The organism is Tatumella ptyseos ATCC 33301 (genome assembly GCF_000735525.1).
Lineage (GTDB): Bacteria > Pseudomonadota > Gammaproteobacteria > Enterobacterales > Enterobacteriaceae > Tatumella > Tatumella ptyseos.
The window spans coordinates 1-14,430 of the sequence record NZ_JMPR01000010.1 but is presented as its reverse complement, the minus strand read 5'-3'; the positions used below and the strand labels follow the sequence as shown (position 1 = coordinate 14,430).

Genomic DNA, 14,430 nt, shown 5'->3' with positions numbered 1-14,430 from the left:
TTTCAGTTTCCCGGGAGGATTGATATGGCTAAGATTTATCACCTGGACGTTGTCAGCGCTGAACAGCAAATGTTCAGCGGTGAAGTACAACATATCCAGGTGTCAGGTAGTGAAGGTGAACTGGGTATTTTTCCCGGTCATGCCCCGCTCCTGACTGCCATCAAACCTGGTATGGTTCGTATCGTCAAAGAGAATAACAGCGAAGAGTTTATTTATCTCTCCGGTGGCATTCTGGAAGTTCAGCCAACAGCTGTCACAGTCATGGCTGATACCGCCATCCGTGGCGACGATCTGGACGAAGCTCGAGCTCTGGAAGCAAAACGTAAAGCAGAAGAACATATGAACAAAAGTCACGGCGACGTGGACTATGCTCAGGCCTCTGCTGAACTGGCGAAAGCCATTGCTAAACTGCGCGTGATCGAACTGACCAGGAAAGCGATGTAAGCAATGTAGCTCGATGGCATTGCAAAAAGCCGGTAAGTGAAAACTTACCGGCTTTTTTACGTTTCAGCCTTCCTGAGATCGGGGATGCCGATGAGACAGCTCTGCATAACTGCCCCCGTGACGCAGGCCGCATAGGAATGAGAGCACCGTCAAGAATGTTGATAATCAAACAGAGAGGACTCTGACTATAGATTATAGGGGCAGGTATCATTATCCTTATGCGTTATACTGTGTTTTTTTGAATTTAAAGAAAAGCGATGGCTGATGATGGCAGATAATGAAATGAGTGTGGTTATCCTTGCAGCAGGTAAGGGAACCCGAATGTATTCGGATCTTCCGAAAGTCCTCCATCAGCTGGCCGGGAAACCCATGGTGCAGCATGTGATTGATGCTGCGAAAGGTCTGGGTGCCGCAAATATCCATCTGGTCTACGGGCACGGTGGGGAGCTATTGCAGTCAGCCCTGAAGGATCCTTCTTTACACTGGGTTGAACAGCCACAACAGCTGGGGACCGGGCATGCAATGCAGCAGGCAGCTCCGTGGTTTTCGGATGATGAAGATATTCTGATGCTGTATGGCGATGTACCCTTGATCTCCCAACAGACCTTACAGCGCCTGCGCGATAACAAACCGGAAGGTGGTATAGGTCTGTTAACGGTCGTGCTGGAAAACCCGTTCGGCTATGGCCGTATTGTCCGTGAAAATGGTGAAGTTACCGGTATTATCGAACAAAAAGATGCCAGTGAGGCACAGCTAACTATCAACGAGATCAATACCGGTATTCTGATCGCCAATGGCAAAGATTTGAAACGCTGGTTATCGCAACTGACGAATAATAATGCCCAAAAAGAGTATTATATTACGGATATTATTGCGATGGCTCATCAGGAGGGCCGCCGTATAGAAGCGGTACATCCGCACAGTAGCAGTGAAACCGAAGGGGTCAATAACCGGCAACAACTGGCCGCGCTGGAACGTGTTTATCAGCGTGAGCAGGCCTGTAAGTTATTACTGGCAGGGGTGATGCTGCGGGATCCTGAACGGTTTGATTTACGGGGTGAATTAGAACATGGCCGTGACGTAGATATCGATATCAACGTCATCCTGGAAGGTAAAGTGGTGCTGGGTAACGGTGTGCGAATCGGTGCGGGTTGCATTATCAGGAACAGTGTTATTGGTGAGGGATGTGAGATAAGCCCTTATTCCGTGATAGAAGATGCACACCTTGAGCAAGCCTGTACGGTGGGGCCATTTGCCCGACTGAGACCGGGAACTGTCCTGGCAGACGCTGTCCATGTGGGTAACTTTGTAGAAATTAAAAAGGCGACCCTTGGAAAAGGCTCTAAAGCCGGCCATTTAAGTTATCTCGGCGATGCGACTATCGGGGCCGGGGTGAATATCGGGGCTGGCACGATCACCTGTAACTATGATGGTAAGAATAAATCGCAGACGATTATTGGTGATAACGTATTTGTAGGCTCGGACAGTCAGTTTATTGCACCAGTCAGCGTTGCCGACAATGTTACCATTGCTGCAGGCACGACAGTGATGCACAACGTGGATGAAGAGTCACTGGTTTATAATCGTAAGCAACAGACTGAAAAAACCGGATGGTCACGCCCGGTGAAAAAATAAGTTATCTGTCATTTTCCGGAGCACCGGCAGTGATCTATGCCCGGACAAGCCGTGACTATCATGTCCCCTCATTTTTCGTGTCCCGGGGGATCTGCTGTGTCGGTCAGCCCGAACAGATGACAATTTCTATGGTGGACACACCATAACCTCAGGATTAAATATATGTGTGGAATAGTAGGTGCAGTTGCACAACGTGATATCGCTGAAATATTACTGGAAGGTTTGCGCCGCCTGGAGTACCGCGGTTATGACTCTGCCGGACTGGCGGTGGTTGATAAGCCGGGAGAGATGACCCGTTTACGCCGGCTTGGAAAAGTTCAGGCTCTGGTGGATGCTGCAGAGCAGCAACCGCTGCCCGGTGGTACCGGTATCGCCCATACCCGTTGGGCGACGCACGGCGAACCTTCAGAAGCCAATGCCCATCCGCATGTGTCCGGGAATATCGTCCTCGTGCACAATGGGATCATTGAAAACCATGAAGAGTTACGGGCGCGGGTTCGTGAAATGGGGTATCAGTTTACCTCGGAGACGGATACCGAAGTCGTTGCTCATTTAATTCATCATGAGCAAAAGCAGGGCGGTAGCCTGTGTGAGGTTGTTCAGCGAGTGATCAAACAACTGCGCGGTGCTTACGGAATGGTCATTATGGACAGTAATGATCCTTCTGTGCTGGTGGCTGCCCGCTCCGGAAGTCCGCTGGTGATTGGCTGCGGGGTCGGAGAAAACTTTATTGCCTCTGATCAGCTGGCTTTGTTGCCGGTCACCCGCCGCTTTATCTACCTTGAAGAAGGCGATGTCGCTGAAGTGACTCGCCGTTCTGTAACGATTTTTGCCGACGGTGAGCAGGTTTTCCGTCCTGAGATCGAATCCTCTGCCCGTTATGATGCCGGGGATAAAGGAACCTATCGGCATTACATGCAGAAAGAAATTTATGAACAGCCGATGGCCATAAAAAGTACTCTGCAGGGCCGTTTTCATCAGGGCATCATTGACCTGAGCGAGCTGGGGCCGGAGGCCGGGTCTCTGTTAGGTCAGGCGGAACATATTCAGATTGTTGCCTGCGGGACATCTTATAATTCGGGCCTGGTCTCCCGGTACTGGTTTGAATCGCTGGCCGGTATTCCTTGTGATGTGGAGATCGCCTCTGAGTTTCGTTACCGTAAGTCTGTGGTCCGGAAAAACAGCCTGTTGATCACGCTTTCACAATCCGGTGAAACCGCAGACACGCTGGGAGCGTTGCGTCTTTCTAAAAAACTGGGGTATCTGGGCTCGCTGGCTATTTGTAATGTCCCGGGCTCTTCTCTGGTACGCGAATCGGACCTGGCGCTGATGACAAAAGCCGGGGTAGAGATCGGGGTTGCCTCGACCAAAGCCTTTACCACACAGTTAACGGTTCTGCTGATGCTGGTGGCGAAAATGGCAAGGCTGAATGGCCAGCCGGAAGAGGTGGAGCATCAGATTGTCCATGCGTTGCAGGCGTTGCCAAGCCGAATCGAACAGATTCTGGCACATGATAAGCAAATCGAAGCGCTGGCAGAAGGTTTCTCAGATAAGCATCATGCGCTGTTCCTGGGCCGGGGTGATCAGTACCCGATCGCGATGGAAGGTGCACTCAAGCTGAAAGAGATCTCTTATATTCATGCGGAAGCTTACGCGGCAGGCGAACTGAAACACGGTCCGCTGGCACTGATTGACGCGGATATGCCGGTGATCATCATTGCCCCGAACAATGAGTTACTGGAAAAACTGAAGTCGAATATTGAAGAAGTCCGTGCCCGCGGGGGATTACTGTATGTGTTTGCCGATCAGGATGCCGGCTTTACCGACAGTGAGAATATGAAAATCATTCCATTACCCCATGTTGAAGAGGTACTGGCACCGATTTTCTACACTATCCCTCTGCAGCTGCTTTCTTATCATATTGCTCTGATTAAAGGTACGGATGTCGACCAGCCACGTAACCTGGCGAAGTCTGTTACCGTAGAATAAGCCAGCAGCGCGGAAACTCGCGTTCAGAATAAATAAACACCGGCAGTGCTGACTAACAGCCTGCCGGTTTTTTTTGGGAAATCCCCGGCAAAACTGATCTATGGATATGCCTGAAAACGTCATCGGTTTCAATGCCGCAGAGCGGTAGCCTGGCGAGCATGTTTTATATTTTGATGGAAAGCGGGTTAATGTCTTTCTGTCGCGTTTTTCTATGGGGGATAATCATTTAACCACATGTAATTACATAAGAATTTGCTCTGGATGAATCGGATTTTCTGGTGGTGAGTGTATAAGCGCTATGTTATTAACTTTGTATGTTGTTACAAAATCACTGACTGCCGGAGAAGTGTATGAAAAAAATAGCGTCCTGTGGATTACTTCTTGTATTAGGTGCATTTACTCAGTGGGCAAATGCAGAGCAGACCCTGCGTTTTGGCGTTGACCCCTCCTTCCCGCCTTTTGAGTCTAAAGCCAGTGATGGCAGCTTGCAGGGTTTCGATATTGAACTAGGGAATGCAATATGTGCACAGGCAAAAGTAAAATGTCAGTGGGTGGAAATGGAATTTGATGGGAGTATTCCCGCCCTTCAGGCGAAAAAATTTGACGCTATCCTTTCGGCGATGTCGATGACAGATCAACGTCGTCAGCAGGTGGCCTTTAGTGATCTGCTGTACAACACCCCCAGCGCATTACTGACACCCGCGGATAGTAAAATCACCACGGATATTTCATCACTGCGTGGGAAAAATATAGGGGTTTCGCAAGGGACAATTCAGGAAACTTACGCCAAAACAAAATGGGCTTCACAAGGTGTTAATATTGTAACCTATGACCATCAAATGGACGTCTATCCTGATTTAGTCGCAGGACGACTGGATGCCAGCGTCGCAAATGCAGTTTCAGCAGAGCAGGGTTTCTTAGGCACCCCTGAAGGAAAAAAATTTGTGATTAAAGCCCTGCTGACAGACAAAAAAATCTTCGGGAGTGGAGTAGGTATCGCCTTGCGAAAGAGCGATGTCACCGACCTGAAATTGATTAATAATGCGCTGGCGGAGCTTCATGCCAACGGTACTTATGACAGACTGACGAAGAAATATTTTAAATTTAAAGTCTATCCCTGACCCCTTCGCTGACGAACCGCAACAGGATCCGGCTGTCCTCGCTGCCGGATCCCTTCGTCGCACTTACGTGCGCCAGGAGACGTATTAATTTATCTCGCGTCACCTGTGACAGAGCCTGAAACATTAGGTTGCACATCGATGATATGCAATAAAGCCATCCGTTGTACGCTGATACATCACTGCCTTATCAGAATCTTACATTACAGCGCCGGTTATTTTCCGTAAGCTGATGAACTATGTGTCAATACGGAGTCGCCGTCAGGCCCTGTCTGCTGCAGATATACCAGGTAAACGATGAAAATAAATAACCTACTCAGAAACCCGAAACTGGTGATCTATTGCCTGGTGTTGATGGTGGCCCATAACGGGTATCTGATGTTAAGTCCCGTGCTGCACCGGGTAATCTATAATGCGCCGCAGAGACTGGATAATTTCCATTCGTGGAGCGATGCGCTGGGCTTTCTGGAAGCGATGGATATACCGCGCTTTATGATAGGCCTGGTATTGCTGTGTATGGCATTTACGCTACTGATGCGTACCCGGATTGCCTGGTTCAGCTCTGTCTTACTGTTAATTTGTATTGCTGTGGCGAATGCGTTTATTTTAAAAGCGCACCACACCGAGGTGGTTTACTCCCTGATCACTATCGGTGCCTTACTTTTTCACTGGCGCCATTTTGATAAACACAGCCTGGGCAGTACCACCATTTTTGCGATTATCAGCATCTTGTCGCTGCTGGGGTATGGCATGCTCGGCACGCTTTATCTTGGTGACCAGTTTACTCCGCCAGTGAAAGATATCTCTACCGCGTTTTATTTTGTTATGGTCTGTATGTCTACGGTGGGGTTTGGTGATATTTCTCCGCATACCACTGTCGCCAGAATGTTTACACTGACCGTTATTATCCTCGGAATTACTATTTTTGCGGCATCGGTGGCCTCAATAGCCGGGTCTCTGATCAGCCATAATATTCAGCGAATTTTTAAAGGCAGATTCTCACACGTGGAACGTAAAAATCATTATATCGTGGCCGGATCATCGTCACTGGCCCAGAGTGTCAGCCAGGGACTGACGGATACCGGAGGCATTGTTACGGTGGTCTGTTATCCGGGGCAACGGGCTTCATTTCCTGCCGATACCGATGTTATTGAAGGCGATCCCTCTTCGACGCCGGTACTTGAGCGTGCCGGGGCAGCGAAAGCCAGATACATTGTGGCACTGATGGATAATGATGCGGATAACGCTTTTGTGGTCCTGGCGGCTAAAGAGGCGGGGGGGGAAGATACCCGAACTATCGCACTGGTACATGACAGCCAGAATATGAGTAAAATTAAACGCGTTCATCCTGATGGTGTGCTTTCATTACAGCAACTCGGTAGTGACATCCTGGTGCGAACACTCAACGGCGACACCCTCAGCGACAGCCTTCATCCTGATATCTTTTTCAGCAGTACCCGGTCTGCCGATACCCCCTGATCCTTCTTTCAGTACAAAAACTTACCATCCGCCATTCTTTTCAGGAATGGCGGATTTTTTATTGTCTCAGCAAATGATAGGGTGACGTTTTTTGCGACCCGCCACGCAATAATATTACGGGGACAACGGCTGGCAGGATGAGTGGCCCGGGGAAGAGATAGCCGGCTCTGAATAATGAAGGAACCAGAGATAACTGATGAAAAAAACGATTTTATGTATTGCGGGGATCCTGTGCAGCTCCGTGATGTTTTCCGCCACCGCTGCCGAACCTTCAGTGGATGTCGGTTTTTCGCCGGAGGGAAGCGCCCGGACACTGGTGCTGGAGACTATTGCATCAGCCCGTAGCAGCATTCGTATGCTTTCCTACTCTTTTACCGCGCCGGATATTATGCGGGCCCTGGCCGATGCCAGAAGACGAGGTGTGGATGTGAAAATTGTGGTCGATGAGCGAGGGAACCGAAGCAAATCCAGTATTGCTGCAATGAATTTCATTGTGAACAGTGGTATCCCTCTGAGAACCGATCACCATTACCCGATACAGCACGACAAGGTCATTATTGTCGACGGGCAGACAGTCGAGACAGGCTCATTTAACTACACGGCCAGTGCCGAACGACGCAATTCTGAAAATGTGGTGGTTATCCGTAATCTTCCGTCTCTGGCCCGCACGTATCTGCTGCATTGGCAGGAGCGCTGGGATTACGGTCAGGATTATCAGTCGGTATACTAAATTTTGTGAGTATATTGTCGTATCAGAAGACGATTTCCACGCTTTCACTTTTTCCGTGACAGATCTGCGTTTTTCGACCCCGGGGCACCGGGTCTGTCACCGTCAATGGATCCCCGCGTCGGCACTTTTTTGTTTTTATGTTTCCACTGCGAACGATAAAATTTGGCACCTTATGGTAAATATACTAATTATAAGCCACTTAACTTAATAGTTTTTGGCTTTTTTTTTTTGCGTTTTGATAGGCTTGATGCATTTAAAACGTATGAAATTATACGAAACCTAAACAAGGCAATAGAATTTTAGCTTATTTTGATAGTTTTTATTTTGGTTTTTTATAAAAACGATTGTTAATTCCGTTGTTTATTTTGTTGCCATATTGATTGTTTCTTTTGCATATATAGTAGGCGTACAATTCATGGTGGTATTTTTTTATTTAACTAATTGATTTTAATGAATTTAATTATTTATTTTATTTTTTCATTCCAATATAAAAGTAAAAGTAAAGATAACTACTTTTATTTTGCTTAACACATCAGTTTTTTTTAACAGTAGATTTGCCATTTACTCAGATAAGTCCTACTCTGAATTCGTCCGTGGTATAGCACTTTTTGCTCATTTCCCGGAACAGGTGGTCCTACAGGAAGGTTATAAATGAACTTCATTGCACTGAACCGGATAGCTGGCCGCCAATTTTAATTTTAATTTTAATTTGGATAAATAAGGCAAACTGTATGCAAATCAAATCACTGGTAGTTGGCGTCCTTTCTGCTCTTTCTCTGACTGTATCTATGGCACACGCTGCCACCACCACAGTTAATGGTGGTACTGTCCACTTCGAAGGTGAAGTTGTTGATGCGGCTTGTGCGGTAGATGCTGGTTCTGTTAATCAAACTGTACAACTGGGTCAGGTTAAGGCCAGCACCCTTGCTGCTGCCGGTGATACCAGCAGCGCTGTCGGTTTCAATATTCAGTTAGATGATTGCGATGTTTCAACTGCAACGAAAGCTTCTATTGCTTTTACAGGGGTTCAGGCGACCAGTACTAGCTCAACCGGTACTTCAACGTCTTACCCGGCTGTTTTAGCACTGCAGAGCTCTTCAGCAGGTTCAGCTGCTAATGTCGGTATCCAGATCCTGGACAGCACTGGTACAGCGCTGCCTCTGGATGGCGGAACTTTCAGCGCCACTAAAACTCTGGTATCTGGTACTAACTCCCTGCCATTCCAGGCGCGTTACTATGCACTGGGTGAAGCAACTGCCGGTACAGCAAACGCAGATGCAACTTTCCAGGTGCAGTATCAGTAAGAATATATAAGCGGGTATTTCTATACCCTGGACCAGGGAAGGTCCGACTTTATTTTCCTGATACAGAGAATATGCTATGTGGAAAATCAGATTATTTTTCCTGCTGGTAGTCATGGGTCAGGCGATAGCCTCACCACCAAACAATATTACACTGGCCGGCGGATTAATGAGATTTCAGGGTGAAATTTTATCAGATACCTGCATTGTGGATGATGGCGAACAATATCTGACCGTGCCAATGGGACAGGTCAGTAATAATAAATTTATCCATGCCGGCGATGATTCTGATCCTGTTTTATTTTCTCTGTATTTCAAGCATTGTAGTCAAAGCGTAAAACGAAATATGAATATCGTGTTTCGTGGGGTTGCTGATCAGCAGAATCCTGATTTATTGGCAATTGAACAAGGTAATAATGTTGCCCACGGAATCGGGATTGCCCTGTTTGATGAACAGGGGGATCTTATACCGGTTAATAGCGGAATTTTATCCGTCAGGGATATCAACTCCGGTCCGCTGGTGCTTAATTTAATTGCGAAATACCGGTCGACTTCAAGTGATGTTACCGGTGGTCTTGCTAATGCGCAGGCCTGGTTTTCTTTAACCTATCAGTAATAAAAATAACGAAATATAACATCTTGTTAGCATATGGGTTTATTGATTTAGGAGAGAGAGTAATGATTCAAGGTATACATAAGAAAATATTGGCCATAGGATTTATGGCTGTCACCTCTCTAGGTATTGCAGGTCAGGCGGAAGCTGGTGTTGCTCTTGGTGCTACCCGGGTCGTTTATCCTTCGAATCAAAAACAGGTCTCATTGGGTATCAGTAACAATGATGATAAGAGTACTTATCTTATTCAGTCATGGATTGAAAATGCCGCGGGGCAACGCGAAGACCGTTTTGTTGTAACCCCTCCCTTATTCGTCATCAAAGGTAAAAGGGAAAATACCTTACGTATTATTGACGGGACTAACCAGACACTCCCTAAAGATCGTGAAACATTATTCTGGTTGAATGTTAAAGCGATCCCTGCAATGAGTTCTTCGCAGGAAAAACAAAATACACTGCAATTAGCCATTATCAGTCGTATTAAGCTCTTTTACCGACCGGTGGGATTGAGTATGCCGCCGGAAGCTGCGCCACAAAAATTACGTTTTCGTAAATCCGGATCACAACTGGTACTCATTAACCCGACGCCCTATTATCTGACGGTGACTTCGTTAATGGCGGGGAATAAAGCACTGGCGAATACTATGGTGCCACCTATGGGGAATACCTCAGTGCCGCTGTTGCCGGGTGCCGGTAGCCAGATTACCTACCAGACGATTAATGATTTTGGTGCATTGACTCCGGTAACAAAAGGGGTTTTTGAATAAATATCGTACTTCCCTGAGATGATTCCGGCGATATCTTGATTATCGCCGGCTCACTAAATGCCATTCTATACGGGATTACTTTACTAATGGCCTTATCAGCAAAATACGTCACGTCACGAAATCTGGCATTTACACCGATGGCATTGTTTCTGGCTCTGACATGCCAATCAGCGGCCTATGCGGATGTTTATTTTAACCCCCGATTTTTATCAAACGATCCCGGGGCGGTTGCTGATTTATCCCAGTTTGAAAGTGGTCTCGATGCCCCACCCGGGAAATACAGGGTAGATATTTACCTGAACGATGGTTATTACACCACCCGGACCGTAGATTTCGGATTAAGCCCGGATAAAAAGTCCCTGGACCCATGCATTACCCGGGGGCTGTTGTCTGATATGGGGGTGGATGTTCTTTCCATCCCGGGTATTGCCGCACTGGCAAAAGAGTCCTGCATCCCCTTTAGTACGATCAGTAAAGAAGCCTCAAGCCGCTTTGATGCAGGTACACAGCGCCTCTATCTGAGTATTCCTCAGGCTATGATGCATAATCAGGCTCATGGCTATATTCCCCCGGCGTTGTGGGATAACGGCATCACCGCCGGACTGCTCAACTATAACTTCACCGGAAATAATGCACATACCCCCAATGGCGGGAGTAGTTCCTATGCGTATCTCAATCTGCAAAGCGGTTTTAACTTCGGTCCCTGGCGGTTAAGAGATACTTCGACGTGGAACTACGATGACAGTAGCACCGGATATACCCAGAATACCTGGAAGCATGTTAATACCTATCTGGAACGGGATGTTGTTCCGTTACGTAGTCGTCTTACGATCGGGGACAGTTATACCAGTGGCGATGTCTTTGACAGTATAAACTTCAGAGGGGTTCAGCTTGCCTCTGATGACGATATGCTGCCGAACAGCCAGCAGGGTTTTGCCCCTGTCATCCACGGCATTGCAACCGGAACCGCCAGGGTTACAGTCCGTCAGAACGGCTACAATATTTATCAGATAACGGTTCCGCCGGGACCGTTCACCATTAATGATCTGAATGCGAATGGTAGTAGTGGTGATTTACAGGTAACGATCACTGAAGCCAACGGGTCTACGCAATCTTTCACCGTCCCTTACTCCTCAGTACCCATGTTGCAACGTGAAGGACGGGTGAAATATGGTCTGACCGCCGGTGAGTTTCGTAGTGGTAACTCCGAACAGACCAGCCCTAAAGTTGCGCAGGGGATCGCAATGTGGGGGCTACCGGCCGGGTTTACGCTGTATGGCGGGACCCAGCAATCGGATAACTATCATGCTTATGACCTGGGACTGGGTAAGAACCTTGGCATCCTGGGAGCAGTATCAGTGGATGCGACTCAGGCGAGTTCTACCCTGACCGATAATACTCATCATCAGGGCCAATCCTTCCGTTTCCTCTATAACAAGTCGTTGCAGGATACTCATACAAACTTCCAGCTGGTAGGTTACCGTTATTCCACCAAAGGCTATTATTCGCTGGCCGATACCACCTGGAACCAGATGAGTGGCTATTCGGTAGTCACTCAGGACGGTGAGTTACAGGTGAAACCGACCTATACCGACTACTATAATCTTGCTTACAGCAAACGCGGACGCCTGCAGGCGACAATTACTCAGCAGGTGGGTAAGACCTCTACGCTTTATCTGACCGGAAGCCAGCAGACCTACTGGGGAACCCACCAGGATGATCTCCAGTTACAAGCCGGCTACAGCAGTTCCATCCGGGACATTACATTTAGCGTAAACTACAGCCTGAACCGAAGTGCATGGGCAGAAGGTACGGATAAGGTACTGTCACTGAATGTCAACATTCCGTTCAGCCACTGGATGCGTTCAGATGATACCAGCGCGTTCCGTAACTCAAGCATTAGCTACAGTAGCTCCAGCAATTTCGAAGGACAATCGACTAACCAGGTGGGCGTCTACGGAACACTGCTGCAGGATAATAACCTCAGTTATAACGTACAGACCGGGTACAACTCCGGTGGTGAATCATCATCAGACTCATCCAATACTGCCTCGCTGTATTATCGTGGTGCTTATGGTAATGCTAACGTCGGTTATAGTGGCAGCGATGGTTACAATCAGGTTTATTATGGGGTGAGCGGGGGTGTTCTGGCACATGCTAACGGAGTCACCCTGAGCCAGCCAATGAATGACACCGTGGTATTGATTAAAGCGCCGGGTGCTGCACATGTTTCGGTAGAAAACCAGACCGGTGTCAGAACTGACTGGCGCGGGTATGCTGTACAGCCATATGCTTTAAACTATCGTGAAAATCGCATTGCACTGGATACCAATACATTAGCAAATAACGTTGATATGGACGATGCCGTCATCAACGTCGTGCCGACTTATGGTGCCGTCGTCCGTGCTGACTTTAAAACGCATATTGGACTGAAAGTCATTATGACGGCCACCCATAACGGGAAGCCGATTCCTTTCGGGGCGACAGCCTCGCTGGCTGGCAGCCAGTCTTCCAGTATTGTCGGCGATGCGGGTCAGGTGTATCTGTCCGGTTTACCTCTGAGCGGAAAAATCAACATCAAATGGGGCGATAGTGCGGCAGATCAATGTGTTGCCAGCTATCACTTACCTGTTTCCAGTCAGAAACAGGTATTAAGCTACACCTCTGCTGACTGTCAGTAACCGGGGATTATTATGAAATTATATTTATCGCTGATGCTATCCCTGCTGCCTTTATCGATGACTGGAAATTGTCTGGCGGCGGACAGTGTCATCAATATCACCGGTACGGTTCAGGACAATACCTGCGTAGTTTCCACTGCCTCCAAGACAATGACGGTGGATCTTATGAATTATGCGACCAAAACATTTAATAAATCGGGGGCTGTTTCACCGATGGTGCCTTTCTCACTGGATTTCTCTTCCTGTGGCAGTGCCGCCAGCGGTGTAAAAGTGGGCTTTACCGGCGTGGCAGATACGACCAACAGTTCGTTACTGGCCATTGATAGCGGTGATAGCACCGAGGCTCAGGGGATAGGTGTTGAGATCCTGAACAGTGATAAGACGGTTATCCCCATCAATCAGAGTGAGGATGATATGAGCTGGCACACACTGACCGCGGGTCAGGCTAACAGCCTGACGTTTTATGCCCGCATGATGTCGACCGTTTATCCGGTGACAGCCGGTACAGTGACTGCATCCGCGACCATCACTCTGGAATTTGAATAGACAGGGGCAGAGATGAAGACGATATATTCAGGAGTTATCTGTGCGGCACTCTGTCTGGCAGCCGCTGCTGTACAGGCGGCAGATGTCACGATCACCATCACCGGTCAGGTTGTCGCTAAACCCTGTACGATCAGCACAACGACCGCCAACGTTAGTCTGGGAACATTATCAACGTCGACCTTGCAGAGTGCGGGTTCAGTTTCTGACTGGAAGACCGTGGCGCTTGATCTGACTAATTGTCCTGTCGGTACCAGCAGTGTGAAAGCCACCTTCACCGGGACTTCTGATTCTACAGGGACCTATTTCTTAAACCAGGGCACGGCAGGGAATATCGCCGTACAGCTGGCAGACAGTAGTGGTAATAATATTACCAACGGCGGTACGCTGACGTCAGCGGTCAGTGATTCCTCATTGTCCAGTACCTTCAATCTTGAAGTCCGGGCGATCTCTTCTGCAGGGAGTGCCACTCAGGGCTCTATACAGTCAGTTGTGGATGTCACTTATACATGGCAGTAAGGCAGTTCAGATCAGCGGTATGTTAACTCCCGTTAATCATGAGATTTACTATGAAAAAGAACCTGTGGTTGGCCGTAAGTGTTTTTCTTTCTTTATTTATGTCGTTCAGTGCATGGTCATTTACCTGCAAAACGGCAGCGGGCGTCACTGTGCCGGCAGGGGGAGGAGATGCGAATGTTTACGTTACCCTGACACCTTCCGTGGGAGCGAGCAGTAACCTCGTCGTGGATCTGTCACAAAGCATTACTTGTAATGACGAATATCCGCCAACCTATATTGACTATGTGTCGCTGCAATCAGGCTCTGCCTTCGGGGGCTTACTGAGTTCGTTTAGCGGAACTGTAGATTATAACGGTACGTCTTATGCGTTTCCGACCACCTCTGAAACCGCGAAAGTAACTTATAACTCAAAGTCGTTCAAATCATGGCCGGTAAAACTTAACCTGACACCGATCAGTACAGCCGGAGGGGTGGTTATTTCCAGCGGCTCTTTAATTGCCAGTCTGGTGTTACACCAGACGAATAACTTTAGCAGTTCAGCATCGTATGTCTGGAATATCTATGCGAACAACAACGTAACGATCCCTACCGGTGGATGTGATGTCTCTGGA

13 protein-coding genes are annotated in these 14,430 nt (G+C 48.0%); all 13 read left to right on the top strand.

Annotated elements, in window-relative coordinates; translation table 11 throughout:
- Positions 1-24: 24 nt before the first annotated feature.
- Positions 25-444, top strand: a complete 420-nt coding sequence (locus tag GTPT_RS02765; protein ID WP_025901624.1) for a F0F1 ATP synthase subunit epsilon — start codon at positions 25-27, stop codon at positions 442-444.
- A 267-nt stretch (positions 445-711) separates the two neighbouring features.
- A complete protein-coding gene (gene glmU, locus GTPT_RS02760; protein WP_029990856.1) occupies positions 712-2,079 on the top strand; it encodes a bifunctional UDP-N-acetylglucosamine diphosphorylase/glucosamine-1-phosphate N-acetyltransferase GlmU in 1,368 nt (455 codons plus the stop codon).
- 162 nt (positions 2,080-2,241) lie between these two features.
- Positions 2,242-4,068, top strand: coding sequence for a glutamine--fructose-6-phosphate transaminase (isomerizing) (glmS, locus tag GTPT_RS02755; protein ID WP_025901622.1), 1,827 nt, complete (start codon positions 2,242-2,244; stop codon positions 4,066-4,068).
- A 350-nt stretch (positions 4,069-4,418) separates the two neighbouring features.
- Positions 4,419-5,189, top strand: a complete 771-nt coding sequence (locus tag GTPT_RS02750; RefSeq protein WP_029990854.1) for a transporter substrate-binding domain-containing protein — start codon at positions 4,419-4,421, stop codon at positions 5,187-5,189.
- A 294-nt stretch (positions 5,190-5,483) separates the two neighbouring features.
- Positions 5,484-6,665, top strand: a complete 1,182-nt coding sequence (gene kch / locus GTPT_RS02745) for a voltage-gated potassium channel protein (protein ID WP_038010819.1) — start codon at positions 5,484-5,486, stop codon at positions 6,663-6,665.
- Positions 6,666-6,861: 196 nt separating this feature from the next.
- Positions 6,862-7,395: a phospholipase D family nuclease gene (locus GTPT_RS02740; RefSeq protein WP_038010816.1), complete on the top strand. Its 534-nt coding sequence runs from the start codon at positions 6,862-6,864 to the stop codon at positions 7,393-7,395.
- A gap of 731 nt (positions 7,396-8,126) precedes the next feature.
- Positions 8,127-8,699: a type 1 fimbrial major subunit FimA gene (fimA, locus tag GTPT_RS02735; RefSeq protein ID WP_029990088.1), complete on the top strand. Its 573-nt coding sequence runs from the start codon at positions 8,127-8,129 to the stop codon at positions 8,697-8,699.
- A gap of 112 nt (positions 8,700-8,811) precedes the next feature.
- Positions 8,812-9,312: a fimbrial protein gene (locus tag GTPT_RS02730; protein WP_051170728.1), complete on the top strand. Its 501-nt coding sequence runs from the start codon at positions 8,812-8,814 to the stop codon at positions 9,310-9,312.
- Between the two features lie 62 nt (positions 9,313-9,374).
- On the top strand, positions 9,375-10,076 hold the full coding sequence (locus GTPT_RS02725) for a fimbria/pilus periplasmic chaperone (RefSeq protein WP_051170726.1): 702 nt from the start codon (positions 9,375-9,377) through the stop codon (positions 10,074-10,076).
- A gap of 86 nt (positions 10,077-10,162) precedes the next feature.
- Positions 10,163-12,757 (top strand): fimbrial biogenesis usher protein, encoded by a 2,595-nt coding sequence (locus GTPT_RS02720; protein WP_029990083.1) that lies wholly within the window; start codon positions 10,163-10,165, stop codon positions 12,755-12,757.
- Between the two features lie 12 nt (positions 12,758-12,769).
- Positions 12,770-13,303 carry a type 1 fimbrial adaptor subunit FimF gene (fimF, locus tag GTPT_RS02715; RefSeq protein ID WP_029990082.1) on the top strand — a complete coding sequence of 178 codons (534 nt, stop codon included), beginning with the start codon at positions 12,770-12,772 and terminating at the stop codon, positions 13,301-13,303.
- Positions 13,304-13,315: 12 nt separating this feature from the next.
- Positions 13,316-13,819 carry a type 1 fimbrial minor subunit FimG gene (fimG, locus tag GTPT_RS02710; RefSeq protein ID WP_029990081.1) on the top strand — a complete coding sequence of 168 codons (504 nt, stop codon included), beginning with the start codon at positions 13,316-13,318 and terminating at the stop codon, positions 13,817-13,819.
- A gap of 50 nt (positions 13,820-13,869) precedes the next feature.
- A partial coding sequence (locus tag GTPT_RS02705; protein ID WP_038010783.1) for a fimbrial protein occupies positions 13,870-14,430 on the top strand: 561 nt, incomplete at its 3' end.

Excerpts from the sequence above, each read along its gene's own strand:
- glmU (WP_029990856.1), top strand. The coding sequence starts at position 712 with ATGGCAGATAATGAAATGAGTGTGGTTATCCTTGCAGCAGGTAAGGGA.
- GTPT_RS02740 (WP_038010816.1), top strand. The coding sequence starts at position 6,862 with ATGAAAAAAACGATTTTATGTATTGCGGGGATCCTGTGCAGCTCCGTG.
- GTPT_RS02720 (WP_029990083.1), top strand. The coding sequence starts at position 10,163 with ATGGCCTTATCAGCAAAATACGTCACGTCACGAAATCTGGCATTTACA.
- fimF (WP_029990082.1), top strand. The coding sequence starts at position 12,770 with ATGAAATTATATTTATCGCTGATGCTATCCCTGCTGCCTTTATCGATG.
- glmS (WP_025901622.1), top strand. The coding sequence starts at position 2,242 with ATGTGTGGAATAGTAGGTGCAGTTGCACAACGTGATATCGCTGAAATA.
- GTPT_RS02730 (WP_051170728.1), top strand. The coding sequence starts at position 8,812 with ATGGGTCAGGCGATAGCCTCACCACCAAACAATATTACACTGGCCGGC.
- kch (WP_038010819.1), top strand. The coding sequence starts at position 5,484 with ATGAAAATAAATAACCTACTCAGAAACCCGAAACTGGTGATCTATTGC.
- fimA (WP_029990088.1), top strand. The coding sequence starts at position 8,127 with ATGCAAATCAAATCACTGGTAGTTGGCGTCCTTTCTGCTCTTTCTCTG.
- GTPT_RS02750 (WP_029990854.1), top strand. The coding sequence starts at position 4,419 with ATGAAAAAAATAGCGTCCTGTGGATTACTTCTTGTATTAGGTGCATTT.
- fimG (WP_029990081.1), top strand. The coding sequence starts at position 13,316 with ATGAAGACGATATATTCAGGAGTTATCTGTGCGGCACTCTGTCTGGCA.
- GTPT_RS02725 (WP_051170726.1), top strand. The coding sequence starts at position 9,375 with ATGATTCAAGGTATACATAAGAAAATATTGGCCATAGGATTTATGGCT.
- GTPT_RS02765 (WP_025901624.1), top strand. The coding sequence starts at position 25 with ATGGCTAAGATTTATCACCTGGACGTTGTCAGCGCTGAACAGCAAATG.